The organism is Aquabacterium sp. (genome assembly GCF_034003525.1).
GTDB lineage: Bacteria > Pseudomonadota > Gammaproteobacteria > Burkholderiales > Burkholderiaceae_C > Aquabacterium.
The window spans coordinates 1-19,289 of the sequence record NZ_JAVEYN010000028.1 but is presented as its reverse complement, the minus strand read 5'-3'; the positions used below and the strand labels follow the sequence as shown (position 1 = coordinate 19,289).

Below are 19,289 nucleotides of genomic sequence, written 5' to 3'. Positions count from 1 at the left end.
CTGACCCTTTGCTGTACGTCGCCACGTCATGACCGATTCCCCACCGAGCTCCATCGATGACCGCCTCTACATGTTGCGGACGCGCTGGGAGTTCTACGTTGCCGAAGGGCGTTTCGAGCAGTTCATCGAGTTTGCGGTGGCCGTCAACAGCCTGGCCGAGCACCTCAACCGCATGCGCCTGCCCGGCCTGGTGCGCGTGTGCGAGGGCCTGGAAAACGCTGCGCTGGCGCGACTTGGTCAGGACGACACCCACCCGCTGAGCGAGCAGGACATCGCGGCCCTGCAGCGTCAGCTCGACACCCTGATGGGCGCCGTGGCCAGCGCCAAGCCGCACGTGCCCGACCGCGAGCGGCGCGTCGAGGGCGCCGTGGCGGCGGGGGCACCCGAGGTGGACTGGATCAAGCCGCGCGCGGTGTGGCTGATCAGCGCGCCCGCGCAGCAGGAACTCGCGCAGGCGCTGGGCCACCAGTTGCGCTACTTCGGTTTTCAGACGATCGAGCTGGCCTGGGGCGATGCCGTGCCGACGGGCGAGCGGCCGCTGGCGGTGCTGTTCATCCCGGCCAACGGCGAGGTGCGCTCCGAAGCCGACCTGTCCTTCATCACCACCGTGCGGGCCACCTGTCCGGCCAGCCAGCTGTTCTACCTCGGCGTGGACTCGGCCATCGAGCCCATCGTCGCGCTGATGCGCGCCGGCATCGATGTCGCCATCCCCGCCGAAGAGCAGTCCGCCCGGGTCCTCGATCGCATCCTGGACCTGGTGCAGAACATCGAGCAGGAAAAGTTCCGCGTGCTGGTGGTCGAAGACTCGCGTGTGGCCGTCGCCCTGATCCAGCGCACCCTGGCCGAACACGGCATCGACAGCCACGCCATCCGCGACCCGGGCACCCTGTTCGATGTGCTCGAATCGTACCGGCCCGACCTCGTGCTGATGGACATGTTCATGCCGCGCTTCAACGGCGTCGAGGCCACCCGCGTGCTGCGCCAGATGTCGGCCTACAGCACCCTGCCCATCGTCTATCTGTCGGGCGCCACCGACGTCGGCATGCAGGTCGAGGCCTTGCGTCTGGGCGGCGACCAGTTCCTCACCAAACCCTTCAACCCGGTGCTGCTCGCTGCCGTGGTCAAGACCAAGATCGAGCGCTTTCGCGAAACCCAGCGCTCGACCCGGCTCGACGGCCTCACGGGCCTGCTCAACCACACCGCCGCCAAGTCCCGCCTGGCCAGCCTGGTGCAGCAACTGGGCACGCCCCCTGCCGACGGTGAGCCGGGCACGGCCGCAGGGCAGGGGGCCCTGACGGTGGCCATGCTCGACATCGACCACTTCAAGGCCATCAACGACACCTACGGCCACCCGGTGGGCGACCAGGTGATCCGCGCCCTGGCCTGGCTGCTCAAAGGCCGCCTGCGCTCGAGCGACCTCATCGGGCGCTATGGCGGCGAAGAGTTCCTCATCGCGCTGCCGGGGGTGAGCCTGGAGCAGGCCATCGCCGTCATCGACCGCATCCGCAGCGACTTCGCAGCCTTGCCCCATGCGCACCCGGGTGGCGCCTTGCGCGCCACTTTCAGCGCCGGCGTGGCGTCCTTCCCGATGTTCGATGCGGCGGCCGACCTCACCGAAGCGGCCGACGGCGCGTTGCTGCACGCCAAGCGCCTGGGGCGCAACCGCGTCGAGGCCGCGCTGCCATCCCCCCTGCACAGCGTGGCCTGAGCGAGCCACCGCCGCCCGATTTCCTGTCTGTTGTTGGCCCATGCGCGTCTGCACCCTCGCCTCTGTCTTGAACCAGGTCGTGATTGGCGAGCCGCTGCCGTTCAGCGTGCGCGATGCCCAGCGCCTGCTGCTGACCCGCGGCGAGCGCATTGCCGACGAGGCGCAGCTGCAAGGTTTGCTCCAGCTGGGCGCCGTGGTCGAGTTCGACGAGGTGGCCGACGCCTTGCAGATGGTGCAGCGCGAGCCGCCCGCCCGGCGCTGGGTCCGTTTGCCCGCCGAGTGGCACCGCGTGGCCGGCGAGGTCAAACAGGCCCTGTGTGGCTCCCCCTCGCAACTGGTGGGCGCGCTCGACAGCGTCATCGACCAGTTGCTGCTGCTCATCGACCTGTCGCCCGAGCTCGCGCTCTCGCAGGTGGTGCGTCAGTCCGTGACCGGCTCCGGGCACTACGGGGTGAACCACTCGATCCATGCCGCCACGGCGTGTCACGCTGCCGCGCGTCAGCTCGGCTGGCAGCCGCACGAGCAGCGCCAGGCCTTCCAGGCGGCCTTGACGATGAACCTGTCCATCCTCGACCTGCAGGCTCGCCTGGCCGATCAGGTCTCGCCGCTGACCACCAAGCAGCGCGAGGTCATCCACGCGCACCCGATCCGCAGCGCCGAGATGCTGAGCGCGGTCGGCATCGCCGACACCGACTGGTTGGAAGCCGTGCGCACCCACCATGAGGTGCCTGGTGGGGCAGGCTACCCCTGCGGCATGACAGACGTGGGTGAGTTGGCCGAGCTGCTGCGCTTTGCCGATGTGTACACGGCCCAACTGAGCCGTCGCGCGAACCGGGCGGCGATGAGTCCGCACCAGGCAGGGCGCCGGCTCCACCAGATGTCTGCCTCCAGCCCGCTGACCTTCGCACTCATCAAGGCCTTTGGCGTCTACCCCCCGGGCAGCATGGTCCGCCTGGCCTCGGGCGAGTTGGGCGTGGTGGTCCGCAGCGGCGAGAAAGCCCACCTGCCGCTGGTGGCCACACTGACGAACGCCGCCGGCGAGTCGACGCCGACGGCGCTGCTGCGTGACAGCGCCCGCGACGAGCATGCCGTGGTGGCCCTGCTGTCCCCCCAGTCGGTGCCGGTGTGGCTCTCCGACGAACGGCTCGCCGAGTTGATCGGCAGCGTCTGAGGGCGAGGCCGGTGCGCACCGCCTGAGCTCGGGCGCCTGGTTTGACACCGCCGGGGTTCGTTTTTAAACTCCGAGCGACGGGCGTCGTCTTTCGCCCACCCTCAATGGAGACCACGCCATGTCCATGGCCATCCAGAACGCCACGGGGCCATCGGACCTCCGGGCCACGATGCAAGCCCGCGCCGAAGCCTCGCAACGGCGTCCCGACGGCATGGTGTCCCGTTCGGCCGACGTGCTGGTCGAGGAGCGTGACCGCACGGGGGCGCAATCCGTCGATGACGCGGGTTGGATGAATGCGCAAAGCCGCCTGGCGGATTCGGCCTCGCGCACCGTGCTGGCGCAGACCACCGCCAGCCTGCAACCGGTCAACCCGACCGATGTGGCTCCCGCGACCGCTGCCGCAGCCCCCGATCGCGCGCGCGTGGCCGCGCAAGGGGCGGCCACCTACGCCGCCATGCAGCAGTCCGACGACGCAGTGCGAAGCTCCTCCCGTTCGACCTCGCAGCCGGCCCTGTCGCTGCGGGCTTGACCGCGCCTTTTGCAGTACCGCGTCTGAGTGATGGCCACGACCCCGCTTGCCCTGTCGCCCGCCGCCACGGTGATGCGCGCCGGTTTTCAGGCGCCCACGGTGTCGCGCCTGAGGCAGTCTGCGGAACGGGCCCAGCAGGTCGCCGACAGCCTTCAGGTTCAGGCGCGCGACGCCTGGCAAGAGGCGGTGCGGGCGGAAACCAACGCGCGCGGGCTGGACAGCCGCGCCCAGCAGGCGGTGGCCCATGCCGGTCAAGCACAAGACCGACTTGTCAGCTTTGCCTCGCGCCTCGGTGAAGCGCCCGCAGCGCCCGCCACCATGGTTGCCCCGACGCCCGGCACGATCCCCGCCAGCGCCGCTGCCCCCGCTGCCCAGCCCCTCTCGGCATGGTCATCCACGCCGTCACCTGCCAGTGTCAACAACCTGGGGCAGCCGGTCGGCACCTTTGTGAACCTCACAGCCTGAGCACGGCGCGGTGCCACACCGCTGCGCACCGAGCCTCAACCGATGAACAGCGAGAGATGGACCATGTCTGACGTCAACGAACTTCCCAGCGACAACGCGGTGTACCGCACCCTGCTGGAGTCGACCAAGGCCATCCCCTGGAAGATCGATTGGGCCACCAAGCAGTTTGCCTACATCGGCCCTCAGATCGAGGCCCTGCTGGGCTGGAGCCCCCAAAGCTGGATGACCGTGGAAGACTGGGCGGCGCGCATGCACCCGGAGGACCGCGACACCGTCGTCAATTTCTGTGTCGCCCAGTCGCAGGCCGGGGTGGACCACGAGGCCGACTACCGGGCCCTGACCAAGGACAACGGCTACGTCTGGATCCGCGACGTGGTGCACGTGGTGCGCAACGCGCAGGGCGAGGTCGAGGCCTTGATCGGCTTCATGTTCGACATCAGCGAGCGCAAGAAGACCGAAGAAAAGCTCCTGGCCTTGCAGAAGGAGCTGGAAGCCTTGTCCTTCAAGGACGGGCTGACCAACATCGCCAACCGTCGCCGCTTCGATGCCAGCTTCGAGCTGGAGTGGGACAGTGCCAGCCGCCTGCGCCAGCCCTTGTCCGTGCTGCTCTTCGACATCGACCACTTCAAGCAGTACAACGACCTGTACGGCCACGTCCGCGGAGACCGCTGCCTGGTGGACATCGCGCACACGCTCAGCCTGGCGCTTGACGGCCCACGTGACCTCGTGGCCCGTTTCGGCGGCGAGGAGTTCATCGTGCTGCTGCCCGGGGCCGATGCCACGGTCGCACAGAAGGTAGCCGAGCGCTGCCAGCGCCTCATCCAGAAACTGGCGATCCCGCACGCCGACTCGCCGCACGCGCAGCGCGTCACCGTCAGCATCGGCGTGGGCACCGTCGTGCCCGGCGAGCAGCTGACGCCTTCCCGCTTCATCGACGCGGTGGACCAGCGCCTGTACGCTGCCAAGCACAAGGGCAAGAACCGGATCGAGGCCGGCGCCGACCTCCTGTGAAGGGGCCGGATGACCTCGGCCTCAGAGGCTGAAGTCGTAGTCCACGGTCAGCGGCGCATGGTCGCTGAACCACTGTTCCTTGAACACCGCCGCCTGCCGGGCCGTCTCGGCCAGTGCGGGCGTCGCCAGGTGGTAGTCCATGCGGCAAAAAACCCGCATTGTGTAGTGAAGGTGCAACGCAGCCTTTGCAGTGAGTACGGGGCTGAGTGCCTGAATTCGATCAAGAACTTCCAACGCGCACCAACGGCATCTCAAGGATGATTTGGGCACAAACAGCGGCGTGATACAGCGACCCTTCAGGGTGCATCCAATAGCTTTCCTGCATCGATTACGACCCGCTCTTGCCCATCAAAGCGACTTCCGCCCGCAATTTTGAAGGGTGCTGCTTCGATCAGCGTTAGTGCAGCATCGGGGGTCAGGCCCGGGAGAGCAGCTTCTTCCACGGGCGCACGGTAATAGCGCCCAGACCTGGAGAATGCTTCATATTCGAGAAAGGCTCGCAGCCACGGTGCTCCACAGCCGCGACACCTCATGAAGCTGAGCTCCCAATAGCGATCCGTCATTCCGAGGTCACGCCAGTCCTGCCAGTGCACCTCATTGTTGGGTGATCGGCAATCACAACTTGATGCGGTCATGGCGTGCGGCTCTAGTAGTTGAACGTGCGGCAGAAGGATGATGCCTGATCCAGCTTAAGCGCAACATCTTGCGCCTGCTTGAATTCTTGGAGACAACTCAAGGTCTCAGAGTCAGACGACGCCCCCGTATCGCAAGGCGATGAGCATGTCACGCACGCGCACGGCACCAGCCAGTGTTTTTGCAGCAGCTAGCGGCGCAACTCCTGCCATTAACGGGTGAGGAGATCTCCACCAGCGACGAGCCTCCTTGGACGTCTCAAAGGTCATTCGCAGAAGCCGCAAGATCTCTTCGCGCGCCTCAATCAAGCCCACATCAAGGCTCACCGGATTTTGCGCGCGAACGTCCTCTGTCTTCATATTTCACCCTACCAACAGACCACAGGTTACGCACGTCTCGGCGGCTGTCAAGTGCACTTCACTCTGATATCCGGATTAGCCCAGGGCCGCTTCCAACTGATTGGCCTGGCTGCTGAAGGGAGCTTCCCCATCCGCTAGGCATTCGCATGATGAGTCAGCCGCAGCTGATGGTGAGGCTTTATGTGCCTACGAACTCCGCGTCTTGGCTGCAGCTCGTTTTGCCTTCTCCTCAGCCTGTTTCGCTTGCAAGAACTGGTCGTACAAGCTCGTGTTGTAAGGCCAGAAGAGCTGGGTGTATGCCTCATTCGGCGCAGGGACCAGAGTCTCGAACAACTTCAACTCCTCGGGACTTCCCACCAGCCAGGTTGGGATATCCGGCTTGGCGACGAAAGCCGAGAACCCGCTTGGCATGACGTTTTTCGCGATTGAAGCCAATGGGACTTTGTTCATTTGGTCGGGCTGCGACAGCAGTTCACCCAGCAACGCCGCGGCGCCATCCACGTAGCCGCTGCCAGCGTAATGACCCGCGTCGCAGTACCCTGCCGGCTCGACCTTCCAGTGGTTAGCCACTGCTCGCTGATAAGCCTTGACGCTCGCGGTCTTAAATCCGAGCTTCACACGGCTGATGAAGCCCAGGGCGTTGTAGGCGTAGGCATTGGCCAAAGCCTCCTCGAGAGGGGCGTGCGGGTGCTTAAACTCATTCAGGCGTTGGGCCTGTCTGTGACGAAGGTAAAGCGGTTGTGGATCGCCCTGCGTCGCGAGGATGATTTCCAGGGTGGTCGCTGTGGATTCGACTAGATGGTGAAAAAACTCGTGGTTGAAGACCTCGAACAGCACCAAGTGCATCAAGGTCTCAGGTGAAAACAAGCCAGACGCGTGACTTTGCGTCATCAGATCATGGTGGTATCGAAGCAGTGGTTGAACCAAGAGATAGATTCCCCACTGGTCAAACGGTGGGAAGTGAAAGGGCCTATAGAACGCCATCGCGTCTGCCGGTAGCTTTTCCCATGAGAGCGCGCGAACGGCGCTTCTGGGTTCACTCGCAGCACTCCACAGAGCTTCCTTGGTCAGACCTTGTGGGACGTAGTCCTTGAATTTCTCCTTCAACTCCTTAAGTTCATCGGTACGGAGCGGTTGCGCCTGTCTTCGACCTGTACTCTGAGCAAAGGCAAATCCGCCTGCCAGTGCGCGCCCACCTGGAAGGTCGCTCTCGATCTCATGATCCAGTACCTGCGCCTGTCGGGTCAGCTTCGCTCCTTCTAGCCAGGCGAACAGGCTTGACATGTCTGCGTCAATCCTGGGCAAAAGCCCGAGCTCACCTAATGTTGGGTTGACCGCTTGGCGCTTCATCTGCACGATCCGTTGTCTGCGTAGCCCTGCACGTCCGATTCCGCGTCGGTCAAAGGCGGCACTCCTCGAATCAGAAAATCACGGAGCAAATTTGCAGCCTTGATCTTTACCTTGAACATGGGCAGAGGCGTACCCTCAATGCGCTCGAAGTAGGCCTTGGCGCGTTGTGGGTCAGCAGTTGCGCGCAGATCGTCAAATCGCCCATACTCATTCAAGTTGACCTCGTTGACATGCGCATCCATGAGGGCAGCAAGCTTCACTGGATCGACACCAAGAGTTGCGACAACGGCTTCAAATTCCTTGTTCTTCGCCCGAGCCTTGTAGTCAACCAGGTAGTCCCGGAAGGTTCGATCGGGATCAATCTGCGCATCGCCACGCTGGATGTCATGCAGAAAGATCTCGGCAAATCTTTGATCTTCCTGTGAGAGCGATGTGAAAGAGCGGTGCAACTCCGCCAGGGTCGCCTCTTTGGCCGGTCCGTCACCGCTTTGCAAGACCTTGAGGTACTTCGCAAAGCGCGAGTTCATGTAGTCCGCGTCGATCTTGCCGGTGTCGATCTCGGTGATGTGGCTGTCGATGTCGAACGGAATGCTCTCGCCGGCACTACCGCCGCCTGCCCCCAGTTCCTTGTAGCGCTGCAGCAGCGTCAGGTACTGCTGCTGAGTGATCGCCACCGCTATCGTCTGCTTGGGCTCGGTATCGAACTCGTAGAGCGACTTGTCCCAAGTGAAGCCCTGAATCTTCGCTGCCTCCAAGATGGCGCTGAACTGATTGAACTGCTTGGCGAAGGCCGCCCGCGCCGCCAAGTCGTCGGGCAACTTGGCAAAGTCGGCGATACCCGCCGCGCTGAAGATGGCGCTGATCTCGGTGAAGCAGTCGTTCAAGCGCTCCAGGTTCCGGGGCAATTGGTCGGCAAAGAGCCCGATTGGCTTGTCGCCTGAGTACAGCTTTACTGCCGCATCCACGTTGCGTTTCATCGTGTGCGGCTTGCGGTAGTAGCGGACGGTGCCAAACGGCTTGTCTGGCCCGAACAGCCGGTTTGTGCGTGAGAACGCCTGGATGATGTTTTCGTACTCCAGCAACTTGTCGCAGTACAGCGTGTTGACCCACTTCGAGTCGAAGCCGGTCAGCATCTGGTTCACCACGATCAGCATATCCAGTCGCTTCTCCTGCTCCGCCTCGACCCGGATGTAAGGCGCCTTGTGGGCCAGGCGCGCAGCCAGGTCCTTCTTGAAGTTCGCGTGGGTGCCCATGTCGAACTTCTGACCAAAGGTGGCGTTGTAGTCCTTGATGATCTCTTCCAGCCCTTCTGCCTTGAAGGCCGGATCGGTACCGCTGGTCTCGTCATCGCTGATGTGCGGATCGAACAGCGCGGTGATCTTCAGTGTGGGGCACTGCGTCTTCATGAGGCGGTAGTAGGTGATCGCCTCGGTGATGCTGCTGGTAGCAAAGATGGCGTGGAACTTCCCGCCCTGGCTCAGTACCTCCCAATTGTCGGCAATGTCCTTCACGACCGCGTTGCGGTGCGCGTCGCGTTCGTACTGGGCGTTCGGCAGGTGGTCCTCAATGCCACGCTGGTACTCGCCAGCGGCGTCGCGGTGGCCCGCCATTGGCACGTCTTTCATGTACCGGTTGAAGACCTTCTTCTTGGCTGGGTCCGCCAGCGCCTCGGCCACAGTCGCCGCCTTGGACCGCTCCAGGGCCACAGCCTGCCGCAGATCGCGGTCACGATAGGTCAGAACCTGGTAGGGGTCGAAGCCCAGCACGTTCTTGTCGCGAATTCCATCGGCAATGCTGTAGCGGTGCAGTTCATCGCCAAAGACATCCGTCGTGGTGTTGTCCTTGCGAATGTTCTCCTTGTGGATGGGCGTGCCGCTAAAGCCGAAGAACACTGCGCCCGAAAAGCTCGCCTTGATGTCGGCCAGCATGTCGCCGAAGGTGTTTCGGTGGCACTCGTCCACGATGAACACGATGCGCTTGGCGCGCATGATTTCAAGGTCGTGCGCTTTCAAACCATCAGCGTCGTCCGTGATCCGGCTCATCTTCTGGATCGACGTGACGATCAGCGTATCTGCGGGCGCGGTGCTCTTCAGCGTTTTGACCAGCACACCCGTGTTCTCGGTGGCCTGCACCTGGTTGCTGTCACCGGCAAAGTCCCGGTAGGCCTTCAGCGTCTGCGTGCCCAGCTCCACCCGGTCCAGCAAGAACACCACCTTGTCGGCATCCTTGGAGTTGGCGATGAGCTGGGCCGACTTGAAGCTGGTCATGGTCTTGCCTGAGCCCGTGGTGTGCCAGATGTAGCCGCCCAGGCGGTTCGGGTTCTTCCAGTCGGTCTTGGCCACCTTGTCCGAGATGGCGTGCGCGGCGTAGTACTGGTAGCTGCGCATCACCTTCAGCACACCGTCGGCCTCGTCAGCCACGGTGTAGAAGCCGATCAGCTGGTGTGCCATCGGGATGGATAGCAGGTTGGAGGTGAAGCCCCTCCAATCGTTGATGGGCTCGTTGTTGAAGTCCGCCCAGTGGAAGGCGTAGTCCTTGTTGAACTTGCCGTCTGGCCCAGGGTTGGCGAAGTACAGCGCCTCTCCAGGCTCCATGGCCACAAAGATCTGAACAAGTGAGAACAGCCCGGTGAACACGCCTTCGCGTGCGTACTTCTGAATCTGGTTGTAGGCCTGGCTCACCGGCACACCGCTCTTCTTCAGCTCGATGTGGATCACCGGCATGCCGTTGATGAGCAGCAGCAGGTCACCCCGGCGGTCATGCTGCAGCTCAGAGGCGCGGGCGTAGGGCGGTTGCTGCGCGATTTGGTAACGGCTTTGCCCGGCGGCGATCTCGTGCCGGTCGTAGACCTTCAGGCTCACCTCTTTGCCAAAGTGCAGCGTGTCGCTCGGGTTGTCCCGCTTGATGGCAACCGTCTTGCCGTTGATGAACCCGTTCAACTTCAGCGGCGTGCGCAGGGCGACGATCTGCTCCATCACCTGCTGCATTTCGCTGTCGGTCAGCGGCACCTCGTTCAGCCGGTCCTTGCTTCTGTTGTTCTCGAAGAGGATCTGCTTCCAGTTCGCCAGCAGGTCGGCCTCGCTGGGGCATTTGATGACATCCAGCTCGCCCCAGCCGCGCTGGCGGAGTTCGTGGATGACAGCAGCTTCAAATTCGGATTCTTTGGCGAAGGTGGTCATAGGTGATCCAAGAAAATGTTAAACAAACATTTTCGCGAGGCAGGACGATTTGATTTGTTGAAGCTTTTGGAGTTGGGTGGCGTGTTGGATAATTAGTTCGTCAAGCGTGCGGAAGTAGGCGCCGATTTTTTGTTGTTCGGCCTCGCAGGGTAATTTAACGGCAAAATTTCGAATGTCATTAAGACTAAGGTGCGGAACGGCGGTTTCAGTTTTGTTCACTCTAATATAATCCAGAAAGCCCTTCTGGATATTTGCGTAAATAAAATCGCAGTTCACAATTGCGCATCTAATTCTTGTTACGCGCTGCACAAGCAAGGCGGGTAAGTTTTCCTTCTCAATCTTGGCGAAACTTTTACCTATTAGGGCTCCGTCCATTTGGATGACAATGTCATTGTCTTTCAGCAGAAAAATTTCAAATCCTTCTATTGAAGACCAATACTCAGAAACCTCTTTCGATGAATCTAAGTAACCCCTTTTAATATTCATTCCGCGAACAAGAAGAATTCCCTTGTCAACGAATTTTTTTCCTTCGAATGGGTACCCTGTCTGCAATGAAGAAATATCTCCAAGATTCCTCTGATTCCATGCTTCAGTGAATCCATTAAAGCGAATTTCGGGCGTGGCAGCTCCAATCTTTGGGAGCATTTTTTGAAGCATCGCCTTTTTTAGAGTCAACAGCTTGTCATGCTTGCACTGATGCAAGGTAATCAGCTGATCTAGTTTTCGGAAAAACTGACCCATACGACTCTGCTCCCGAACATCGGGTAGCATCACACTTCGCTTCTTCCAATCATCCACATCGAAAAAAAGCTTTTCGATGTCCACGCCGTAAGAGCTCAGAAAGAACTTCCTGCGCATTGCAGGCAAGCTCGCTACGATGGTGAGGAACTCCGTGAGTAGCTTCTTGCTGTCGATGACGGTCAGATACTCATTCGATACGATGGCGCCATCCAAGGCAGGCGGCACGATACCGGTCGCCCCGTGAACCACCTGACGCTTGGAAATGACGAAGTCACCTGCCTTGAGCTCGGCGTAGTTCTTCACCAGGATGTCACGCCCCAACAGATGGCCGCGAGAGACGACGCCCTCATTGCGGCGCTTGACCGTGATGAGCTCGTAGCGCTGGTCGTCCTCCAGCACGATAGGGCGACGCCTTTCGGCAATGACATCGCCAATCTTCTCGTCCGCCCACGGCTCGGTGTATGCCTTGAAGCGAATGCGTGGCACCTTTCCTGTGGTCTTGTCTGCCATGTCAGTTCCCTGCCAACAAGGTCTTCAGTTCTTCGATGCCCTTGAGATCGAATTCGCCGCCATCCAGCTCTCCGAGCATGCCCACCAGGGCGTCCTCGGCTTGCTGGATGTCACGAGCGTTGTCGGCATAGGTGATCCGGTACTTCTCTACCAAAGCTTGCAGCTTGGCAGCGAGGCTGGATGTCACCAGGTCAGGCAAGCGATGCAGCTCGTCCACCAGCGGTGAGAGCCACTTGCCTTCAAGCAAGGCGTACGCCTGCTCGTCGCTCAGCGCCTCAATGGTGGCCTTGGTCATCAGGTGAAGCGCTGCAGCGTCCTTCTTGATGGCCGCTTTCAATGACTTCTCTTTGGGCAGCAGTTTGGATGCCTTGATGATTTTGGCTTCGTAAGACTCAGTGCTGAAAGTCGCTGCAGCCGCCGCATCAGCCGCATCAGCCGCCACATCCTTGGCTTCCTTGTCCACGGCTGCTGCGACGAACTTGTCACCGGCTTCATTGAAGGTGTCCTTGGCCTTTTCATCGTCGCTGAAGCTGTCGAGCAGGTCGTCCAGCTGGGCAACCACATCAGCCAGTTCGGCTTCCTTTTTGCGGAGTGCGTCTAGCTCCTTCTTGTGGTGAGCCAACTGCACCAAGTCAAAAGGCAGGATGCGGCCTTTCCAGCCGTCCTGCACCTCCACGTCTTTGCCGTCCTTCTTCTTGACAACGAAGTTCGGGTCAACCACGCGCGTGGCGCCAAAGCCCTCGGTCTGAAGGATTTCCAGATCCACCGCGATGAGCTGCCAGTGGTCGTCGAGGACCTGATAGGCCTGGTACTTGTCGATGAGCGGCACTGCGCCGATCTTGGCCAAGCGGGCGAACAGTTGGTCGCAGATCAGCGCCTCCTGGCGAGGGATCTGCAGCGTGAGCATCTTGCCGATCAGCTCGCTGTGCAGCCAGGGCTTGAAGCCGTCGAACGCACGGGTGAAGGCCTCGTTGAACTTTGTCACTTCAGGGTGCTGTCGCACGGCCTCAGCCAGGTCATCCACCTTCGGCTGGGCGTACGGCGTGCCATCCAAGGTGAACAAGGCCGCGCGCAAGTTGGGGAAGGCCTTCCAGTAGTCGGCCAGCGCATCCAGTTCACTTAGCGGAATGCCGCCGAACATCGAGGCGTACAGGTCCCAGCTCTCGGGCGGCTCGGACGAGTCCACGTAGCGCGGAATGTTGAGGTTGTAGTCGTTGGCCTCGCCTTGAAGCTCGGTCTTGGGCACCAGACGGCTGAAGCCTGGCACGGTGGCGCGGGCGACCACCACATCGGTGATCTTCTTGATGTCGCAAGCGCGCAGCTTGTTGTTCTTGCCTTCTTTGGCGAAGCCCTTGGAAGCGTCCACAAACAGCACATCGCTGCCTTCGCGCTTCTGCCGGAGCACGAGGATGACGGTTGGAATGCCCGTGCCGAAGAAGATGTTGGCCGGCAGGCCGATGATGGTCTCAAGGTGATCGTTCTCGATCAACTGCTTGCGGATGACGCCTTCGTCACCACCGCGGAACAGCACACCGTGTGGCAGGACGATGGCCATGATGCCGTTGGGCTTCAGGTGGTACAGGTCATGCAGCAGGAAGGCGTAGTCGGCCTTGGACTTGGGGGCCACGCCAAAGCGGGCATAGCGCGGGTCAGCTTCTTTGTGCTGCGGGTCCCACTTTTGTGAGTAGGGCGGGTTCGATACCACCGCATCCAGGTACAGCGGGTTGTAGCTGTTGACCGGGTCTTGCTCGTCGAAGTACGGCCAGTCGTCTTCCAGCGTGTCGGCGTTGCGCGTGACGATGTTGCCCGGGAGGATGCCGCGCATGACCAGGTTCATGCGCGTGAGGTTGTAGGTGTTCTCCTTCAGCTCTTGGGCGTAGTACTTGATGCTGTCTTTGTCGCCCATGTGCTTGGCGATGGCCTGGCCGATGTTGAGCAGCAGCGATCCCGAGCCGCTGGTGGAGTCGTAGATCTGGATGGTCTCGCGGTCTTTCAGGTGGTGCGCAATGACCTCAGACATCAGCACAGAGACCTCATGCGGGGTGTAAAACTCGCCCGCCTTCTTTCCTGCATTGGCGGCAAACATGCCAATGAGGTACTCGTAGATGAAGCCGAGCACGTCGTAGCTCTGCTTGCCATCCATGGGGATGTCTTTGATCAACTGCAGGAGCTCGCTGATCGCCTTGGTCTGCTTCGTAGCGGTGTCGCCCAGCTTGCTCAGGCCGGTTTCCAGCGTCTTGAAGATGCCCTCGAACAGCCGCTTGTGATTCGGGTGGATCAGGCGACTGAACGCCGACAAGGCTTCGCGCACATCGCCGACAGTGAAGTCGCTGGTTTGATCCAGCCAAGTCGAAAACAGGTGCTTGTGTGCAATGAAGTAGCCCAGATTGGACTTGAAGTGGTCAACGGTTTCCGTGTCCTCTTCAGTCAACGCACTGAAGTCTTCGTCCGTGAAGCCCTCGGCCGTGGCGAAGGCCACTAGCTTGTCGGAGAGGTACTTGTAGAAGATGAAGCCAAGGATGTAGTCCTTGTATTCATTGGCCTCAATCTTCGAGCGCATCTGGTTGGCTGACTCCCAGATTTTTGATGCGAGCTGCTGCTTGTTCACGGCGGTATGGACTAGTTGTTGGATGTCGGGCTTGGGCTGCGCTCAAACATTGAGGCTTCGGACCCATCCAGGAAAGTGGAGCGCTACTGCATGCCTACAGGCACGGGTCCAAACATCGGCTCGTGCCGCCAACGATCATTCGTTGACCGAAGGTGGGCGCTCTGAGTCAATGGCTGATGGCACGTCTTCGTCAGGAACGTATGTCGCAATGTCGCCGACATCGCATCCGAAGAACTTGCATAGCGCGTCGATGTTCGAAAGCGTGGCGTTGTAGCCCCGCACGTTCACCATTTTTGACAGCGTGGTGCGGTGAATGCCTGTGGCCTGGGCTACTTCCATCAACTCGACGCGACGTCCTCGTCGGAACGATGCATCTGCCAACAACTCGGTTAATCGGAGTCGGATCATTGGCCCCTCCATTGGTAAACATATGCATTGTAGAAGTCACCGTACGTTGCGTATACGCGACACATGTCGTATTCGGTGAAAATAGGCAACACAGCAGTCAATGCCCTTCATAAGATGTGTACACGCTACATGTGATGCGTGTAAAACACGAAAGGGCTTCATGACTCCCGCACTTAAGTACTCCCCACTTGGCGCCTACACCGCTGATCGCCACCTCCTCGCTTGGGCCGCCGGCCTGTTTGACGGCGACGGCTGCGTGTTGATTAGCAAGCAGACCCAGCGCGGTAGAAAGCACCCGACCTACAGACTTTGTCTGTCGGTCGTTCAGAACTGCCACGACACTGTTCAGCGCTTCCAGCAGATCCTGGGCTTGCAGTCTTGTCTTGTGTCTGTCCGCCGCACTAGCAAACAAAACAGAAGGGTCTACGACCTACGCTACGACGGCATTCACGCGCTGCGCGTCCTGCAACTCCTGAAGCCTGACCTGTACCGCAAGTCGGTCGAGGCGGGGGTGGCCATTGAAGCCTGGGGGAACTGCGCCATGGGCGTTCTGCCCGGTTGCGGAGGTCTGCCTGACTCGGTGTGGCGGGCACGCGAGCAGTACTACAAGAAGCTGCAGCGGCTTAAATGAGGGGGGCAGCAATGGAGACCGCAACTCAAAGCCACACGACAACCACCACACTGGGTGGTCGTAAAAGGGCTGATCGCGACACAGCGCTGCAACTCGCGCTGCTGAAGATGGCCATTGAGTGCCATGCAGCGGAACTTGAGCCGCTGCTGGCTGGTATGACCACTTGCAGTACCGATCTGATGCGCCCAGGCGAAATCCAGCTTTTCGATGAAGCCGAGTTGGCCACGCGCATGGAGGGTGCCAAAAAGGGCTCGGAGCGGCTGCTTGAAGCCGAGTTAAAAAAGGCCAAGTCCCTGGGCGCCATTCGTCGCTTGGCTACCTGTCCTGCGGCATCGGCACTGGACAAACTGGAGGAGCAATTCCCGCATTTTGCTGAGGTCATTGCCGTGATGCGTCAGCGAGCCGCCTTGGCAGCTGTGAGTCCGGGGCGCGTGTTCTCGATGCCGCCGATTCTCCTCGCAGGACTGCCGGGTGTTGGCAAGACGGCATTCAGTGAAGCAGTAGCGCGGTGCCTGGGTGTACCTATTAGCCGCGTAGACATGGCCTCGGTCACTGCCAGTTTTGTCTTGGCCGGCTCCCATTCATCGTGGTCATCGGCGCGACCAGGGGCTGTGTGGTCACTGCTGCAGACGCCCTCGGCCGCAGGCCTTCTTCTGGTGGATGAGTTGGACAAGGCCAGTGAGGGGAACTATCCGCCCATGGGTCCGTTGTATACCCTGCTGGAGCCGTCCTCCGCGCGATCATTCAAGGATGAGTACGTTGAAGTCGCCTTGAATGCATCACATCTCATGTGGATTGCCACATGTAATGATGCCGGCGCAATTGAACCTGCAATGCGGTCGCGTTTCGCTGAGTTTGTGATTTGTGCGCCCACTGACAGTCAGATGCCGGCTATTGCACACAGTGTCTATCGCACACGGCGCGCGCATGCAAGCTGGGGCGTGGCTTTCCCAGAACGACTGGCAGATCAAGTAGCTAATGAGTTCAAGGGATGTACCCCACGGGAGCTTGCTGGACTCATTGAGGCCGCTGCTGCGCATGCCGCGTCATGTCGGCGTACACAAATTCAAGTGAGCGATGTCCAAGCTGCGCGTGAGGCATATGCACGTCGCACCACTCCGGCGCCACAGCGAGTTGGATTCATTTAAGAAGGAAACAAAGCATGAGAATCGATGAGCATTTGCTGGACCCCGATGTCTGCGGCCCCTGGGCAGACATTGCTAAGCGGTGTGCACACCAATACCTTCGCGCTACGGGTAAGTCATTTGAGGTCGAGTTGCTTAGCCATGCGGCATATTCAACATCACGGCCGACAGCAATCGCAGATCCCGTCCCGTGGGGCTTTGCACGAAAAGCGGTGCGCTTAATGCAAGCAACATGCAGTGTTTGTGGCGCCGTGGGAAAACCTAGGCGTAATGGCACCAGAGTCATTGTGCGGTGTGCATCCTGCCAGCTGCCTCTGAGCTTTAACAAACAGCTGGACTGGTTACAAACCAATTTGGGCCACATGGGAAACGAGGAAGCTGTTTGGGCGGAGCATCAGTTGCCGCACTTGGTGCGAGCAGCAATTCCGACATACATGTGGCGTAACCTGCCTGTGACTGCAGATCTGCAGCTGCGATACCTGACTAACAACGACCTCAACGTGTTGACGGGCTGGCTTATTAAGCTGGGGATGCTTTTGGAGGATGAGGCTGATCGGCGTGCGGAGCAAAGGCGTCGAGTGCACACGACGGACGTGATGGCCGCTGAAGATGCCCAGCAGTAACGACTTCGCTTCAAACCGCCGGCATACAGTCACGGTGACGCAGTAATGCTGAGGCCTCCCCATCCTTGGAAGCGAAATGCGTTGAAGTGACTTCTAGCATGCGCCCCCGCTCCCATCCCCCCCAATGCCTCTTCTTGCTTGGCCTCCCCCCTCGCTCCCCACTCCTTCCCGGTGCTAAAGGATGGTGCAAGATGCCATTGACACACTGAGTTGCGCCATCCAACGGTGCCTTGAGGTGTTCCGCGAAGCCTGCGCGTTGGTCACCGCACTCTCAAGGCTTCTTTCTAATGACTTTCTTGCCAAGCAGTCGGTCAAGCCCTGAACGATTGGGGGCCGGAATGGGCCTGGCTACCTCAATTTGGGTGGGCATACGTTTCCACTGATTGCGACGGCCCCCACTTTTCTTTTTCAGTCCGTAGTAGGTTTGTGAGTCGGGTGAAAGGTGGCCTAGGCCAGCGGAGACTCCTTCGTTGCCGCAATGCTCACGGAGATTAGAAGCGAACAGTTCCCGAAAGATGTATCCGGTGACATGGGGCAGCCCTGGTAGGACCCGGTCGCTCACATCTCCCATCGATTTTCGAAGGGCATCCTTCGATTTCACTTTGATCAAGAGTTGGTTTTTTTCCCTAAGCGACCTCGCCCAAACTCGAGGCAAGGATGCCTCCGTGAACGTGAGACTTCGCCATGGTTGTCCGGATGTATCTGTAACTTTTGCCCCATCGACCTTGATCGTGAATTCTTGAGGGCCACAACGCTCGATGAGCAGCCCCGCTTGCAACTCATCTGGCCGACATCCAACCATGAACATGGCCCTGACTGCATCGAAGTATTTGGTTCGCCTCATGGCCATCATGAATAGCCAAAGCCAGTTTTTCTTCCGCTTGTTGAGAGTTTTAAAGTCTTCGAGCTTGTTTGTGCCTCGACGGTTCTCTTTCGCCAGATCCATCCAGTAGGGCGATTCACGGGTGATCGCCTGTAAAGCCATGAGGGTTTCCAAGTTTTGGCCTAGTCGATACACGACACCTTGCCAAACCAACGCGTCGTAATCGCCACGTTGCATCTGGTCCTGCAGTGCCAGATCACTCTGGACACGACGCTCAAACTCTAGGCAGAGTGCCGCCTTGTAGCCTTTGAAAGAGTTTTTGTTACCGACATATTCAAGCAGCGTGTTCAGCCAGCTCTCGAGATCAGAGTCACTGTAGTCCTCCTCTTTCTTGCACATCAGCCGCTTGAACTTTTTCTCGTACTGCAACACCGTTGATGGCGAGCGGCTCTTCGCCGCCTTGATCGCTGCACGAGATTGCTTGATCACTGCGTACGCAGCTTGGCGCTGATCAGGCGGCATGTCCTCGATTCGCAAAATATCCGCCTGGCTGTATTGATCGCTCTGCGCTGACTGCTGCGATGTTCCTGCGACATTCGCATGCTGGTTAACATCGCCATTCGAGGTGGAGGCACTTTGATTGTCTTTTTCCATATCGATTCCGTACAAAACGGTGCCGAGAAGCGCATTAGGCTTCGCCTAATGCGCGCCGCTGTTTCCGCCCGCACCTGTCGCGCCAGCGGCCTCGACTGATGTCTCGGCCACTGTCACGACAACTGCCTACGTCAACACCGGCAGCCCCTCCGCTACGCGTCCCCCAAAAGCAAGTTTTGGGGTACGGGGCACGTTATCGGGGGGTACATTGACCGACTTTCCTGCCCCCCGATAACGGCCCATTACGGCACCGTTTCCAGCACGGAATCGTCGATCACACGGCTTGCATCAGACCGCTTCACTTTTGCGTGTCTGATGAGCGTCCAAGACGAACTCATCTGCGATGTCCGGACAAACTCCCCGGATCCGATTGAGCAAAAGCTGGAGTTGCGTGGAAAGGATTCCGTTGGTGTGCGTCAGCATGTCGACGCGTTCGTTGATTTGGAGCAATTGAGCTTGCGCGGCTTGTTGCTCGCGTTTGATCGCGGAGTTTTCATCGCGTACTTCCTTTAGCTCGCGCTTGGAGTTCGCAAGGTCGGAATTCGCGGCTACCAAGTTGGCATTGACCTCAGCATGACTTGCTTTGGTTGCCTGGTGCGACTCAGCCTCATGCTTAAGGAAGGTCTGCACAACCACCGCTGACGCGGCGGCTTGGGGCTGTTATTTCAGATGACGACACTTTTTTGCGTTCAAAGGGCAGATACGGGGCGTATTGAGCCCCAGTCGTGGCCCCTTGGCCGT

At 59.9% G+C, this 19,289-nt stretch carries 16 protein-coding genes and 1 pseudogene; 7 read left to right on the top strand and 10 right to left on the bottom strand.

Translation table 11 applies throughout. The features are described from left to right. Positions 1-28 precede the first annotated feature (28 nt). The 5 genes from RBT42_RS14070 to RBT42_RS14050 all read left to right on the top strand — a co-directional run bounded on the left by RBT42_RS14070 (position 29) and on the right by RBT42_RS14050 (position 4,884). Entirely contained in the window at positions 29-1,708 is a 1,680-nt protein-coding gene (locus tag RBT42_RS14070) for a diguanylate cyclase (protein WP_320366199.1), read from the top strand. A gap of 67 nt (positions 1,709-1,775) precedes the next feature. Further along, entirely contained in the window at positions 1,776-2,879 is a 1,104-nt protein-coding gene (locus tag RBT42_RS14065; protein WP_320366197.1) for an HD-GYP domain-containing protein, read from the top strand. Positions 2,880-2,997: 118 nt separating this feature from the next. Next, on the top strand, positions 2,998-3,408 hold the full coding sequence (locus RBT42_RS14060) for a hypothetical protein (protein ID WP_320366196.1): 411 nt from the start codon (positions 2,998-3,000) through the stop codon (positions 3,406-3,408). A gap of 30 nt (positions 3,409-3,438) precedes the next feature. Further along, positions 3,439-3,873 (top strand): hypothetical protein, encoded by a 435-nt coding sequence (locus RBT42_RS14055; RefSeq protein WP_320366194.1) that lies wholly within the window; start codon positions 3,439-3,441, stop codon positions 3,871-3,873. 63 nt (positions 3,874-3,936) lie between these two features. Continuing rightward, positions 3,937-4,884: a sensor domain-containing diguanylate cyclase gene (locus RBT42_RS14050; RefSeq protein ID WP_320366192.1), complete on the top strand. Its 948-nt coding sequence runs from the start codon at positions 3,937-3,939 to the stop codon at positions 4,882-4,884. 21 nt (positions 4,885-4,905) lie between these two features. On the opposite strand, the pseudogene RBT42_RS14045 reads toward RBT42_RS14050, so the two are convergent. The 8 genes and pseudogenes from RBT42_RS14045 to RBT42_RS14010 all read right to left on the bottom strand — a co-directional run. Then, positions 4,906-5,028: pseudogene (locus RBT42_RS14045) on the bottom strand (exodeoxyribonuclease III); the annotation flags it as partial. Between the two features lie 152 nt (positions 5,029-5,180). Then, on the bottom strand, positions 5,181-5,519 hold the full coding sequence (locus tag RBT42_RS14040; protein WP_320366190.1) for a hypothetical protein: 339 nt from the start codon (positions 5,517-5,519) through the stop codon (positions 5,181-5,183). Between the two features lie 111 nt (positions 5,520-5,630). Beyond that, positions 5,631-5,876, bottom strand: coding sequence for an MbcA/ParS/Xre antitoxin family protein (locus RBT42_RS14035; protein ID WP_320366188.1), 246 nt, complete (start codon positions 5,874-5,876; stop codon positions 5,631-5,633). A 186-nt stretch (positions 5,877-6,062) separates the two neighbouring features. Next, complete coding sequence (locus RBT42_RS14030; protein ID WP_320366186.1) at positions 6,063-7,226, bottom strand: hypothetical protein; 1,164 nt, start codon at positions 7,224-7,226, stop codon at positions 6,063-6,065. Next, on the bottom strand, positions 7,223-10,405 hold the full coding sequence (locus tag RBT42_RS14025; RefSeq protein ID WP_320366184.1) for a type I restriction endonuclease subunit R, EcoR124 family: 3,183 nt from the start codon (positions 10,403-10,405) through the stop codon (positions 7,223-7,225). The genes RBT42_RS14030 and RBT42_RS14025 overlap by 4 nt, the downstream gene beginning before the upstream one ends. Before the next feature lie 18 nt (positions 10,406-10,423). Beyond that, entirely contained in the window at positions 10,424-11,656 is a 1,233-nt protein-coding gene (locus RBT42_RS14020; protein ID WP_320366182.1) for a restriction endonuclease subunit S, read from the bottom strand. Position 11,657: 1 nt separating this feature from the next. Then, a complete protein-coding gene (locus tag RBT42_RS14015; protein WP_320366180.1) occupies positions 11,658-14,264 on the bottom strand; it encodes a type I restriction-modification system subunit M in 2,607 nt (868 codons plus the stop codon). 135 nt (positions 14,265-14,399) lie between these two features. After that, positions 14,400-14,672 carry a helix-turn-helix domain-containing protein gene (locus RBT42_RS14010; protein ID WP_320366178.1) on the bottom strand — a complete coding sequence of 91 codons (273 nt, stop codon included), beginning with the start codon at positions 14,670-14,672 and terminating at the stop codon, positions 14,400-14,402. 160 nt (positions 14,673-14,832) lie between these two features. Here RBT42_RS14010 and RBT42_RS14005 point away from each other — a divergent pair, with 160 nt between their 5' ends. Continuing rightward, on the top strand, positions 14,833-15,303 hold the full coding sequence (locus tag RBT42_RS14005; protein WP_320366176.1) for a hypothetical protein: 471 nt from the start codon (positions 14,833-14,835) through the stop codon (positions 15,301-15,303). An 11-nt stretch (positions 15,304-15,314) separates the two neighbouring features. Further along, positions 15,315-16,451 (top strand): AAA family ATPase, encoded by a 1,137-nt coding sequence (locus RBT42_RS14000; protein WP_320366174.1) that lies wholly within the window; start codon positions 15,315-15,317, stop codon positions 16,449-16,451. Between the two features lie 891 nt (positions 16,452-17,342). On the opposite strand, the gene RBT42_RS13995 is transcribed toward RBT42_RS14000, so the two are convergent. Both RBT42_RS13995 and RBT42_RS13990 read right to left on the bottom strand, forming a co-directional pair. Then, positions 17,343-18,548: a hypothetical protein gene (locus RBT42_RS13995; protein ID WP_320366172.1), complete on the bottom strand. Its 1,206-nt coding sequence runs from the start codon at positions 18,546-18,548 to the stop codon at positions 17,343-17,345. A 288-nt stretch (positions 18,549-18,836) separates the two neighbouring features. Further along, on the bottom strand, positions 18,837-19,178 hold the full coding sequence (locus RBT42_RS13990) for a hypothetical protein (protein ID WP_320366170.1): 342 nt from the start codon (positions 19,176-19,178) through the stop codon (positions 18,837-18,839). Positions 19,179-19,289: the final 111 nt, after the last annotated feature.

Excerpts from the sequence above, each read along its gene's own strand:
- RBT42_RS14050 (WP_320366192.1), top strand. The coding sequence starts at position 3,937 with ATGTCTGACGTCAACGAACTTCCCAGCGACAACGCGGTGTACCGCACC.
- RBT42_RS14035 (WP_320366188.1), bottom strand. The coding sequence starts at position 5,876 with ATGAAGACAGAGGACGTTCGCGCGCAAAATCCGGTGAGCCTTGATGTG.
- RBT42_RS14025 (WP_320366184.1), bottom strand. The coding sequence starts at position 10,405 with ATGACCACCTTCGCCAAAGAATCCGAATTTGAAGCTGCTGTCATCCAC.
- RBT42_RS14005 (WP_320366176.1), top strand. The coding sequence starts at position 14,833 with ATGACTCCCGCACTTAAGTACTCCCCACTTGGCGCCTACACCGCTGAT.
- RBT42_RS14010 (WP_320366178.1), bottom strand. The coding sequence starts at position 14,672 with ATGATCCGACTCCGATTAACCGAGTTGTTGGCAGATGCATCGTTCCGA.
- RBT42_RS14040 (WP_320366190.1), bottom strand. The coding sequence starts at position 5,519 with ATGACCGCATCAAGTTGTGATTGCCGATCACCCAACAATGAGGTGCAC.
- RBT42_RS14060 (WP_320366196.1), top strand. The coding sequence starts at position 2,998 with ATGTCCATGGCCATCCAGAACGCCACGGGGCCATCGGACCTCCGGGCC.
- RBT42_RS14055 (WP_320366194.1), top strand. The coding sequence starts at position 3,439 with ATGGCCACGACCCCGCTTGCCCTGTCGCCCGCCGCCACGGTGATGCGC.
- RBT42_RS14070 (WP_320366199.1), top strand. The coding sequence starts at position 29 with ATGACCGATTCCCCACCGAGCTCCATCGATGACCGCCTCTACATGTTG.
- RBT42_RS14000 (WP_320366174.1), top strand. The coding sequence starts at position 15,315 with ATGGAGACCGCAACTCAAAGCCACACGACAACCACCACACTGGGTGGT.
- RBT42_RS14020 (WP_320366182.1), bottom strand. The coding sequence starts at position 11,656 with ATGGCAGACAAGACCACAGGAAAGGTGCCACGCATTCGCTTCAAGGCA.
- RBT42_RS14030 (WP_320366186.1), bottom strand. The coding sequence starts at position 7,226 with ATGAAGCGCCAAGCGGTCAACCCAACATTAGGTGAGCTCGGGCTTTTG.
- RBT42_RS13995 (WP_320366172.1), bottom strand. The coding sequence starts at position 18,548 with ATGGAAAAAGACAATCAAAGTGCCTCCACCTCGAATGGCGATGTTAAC.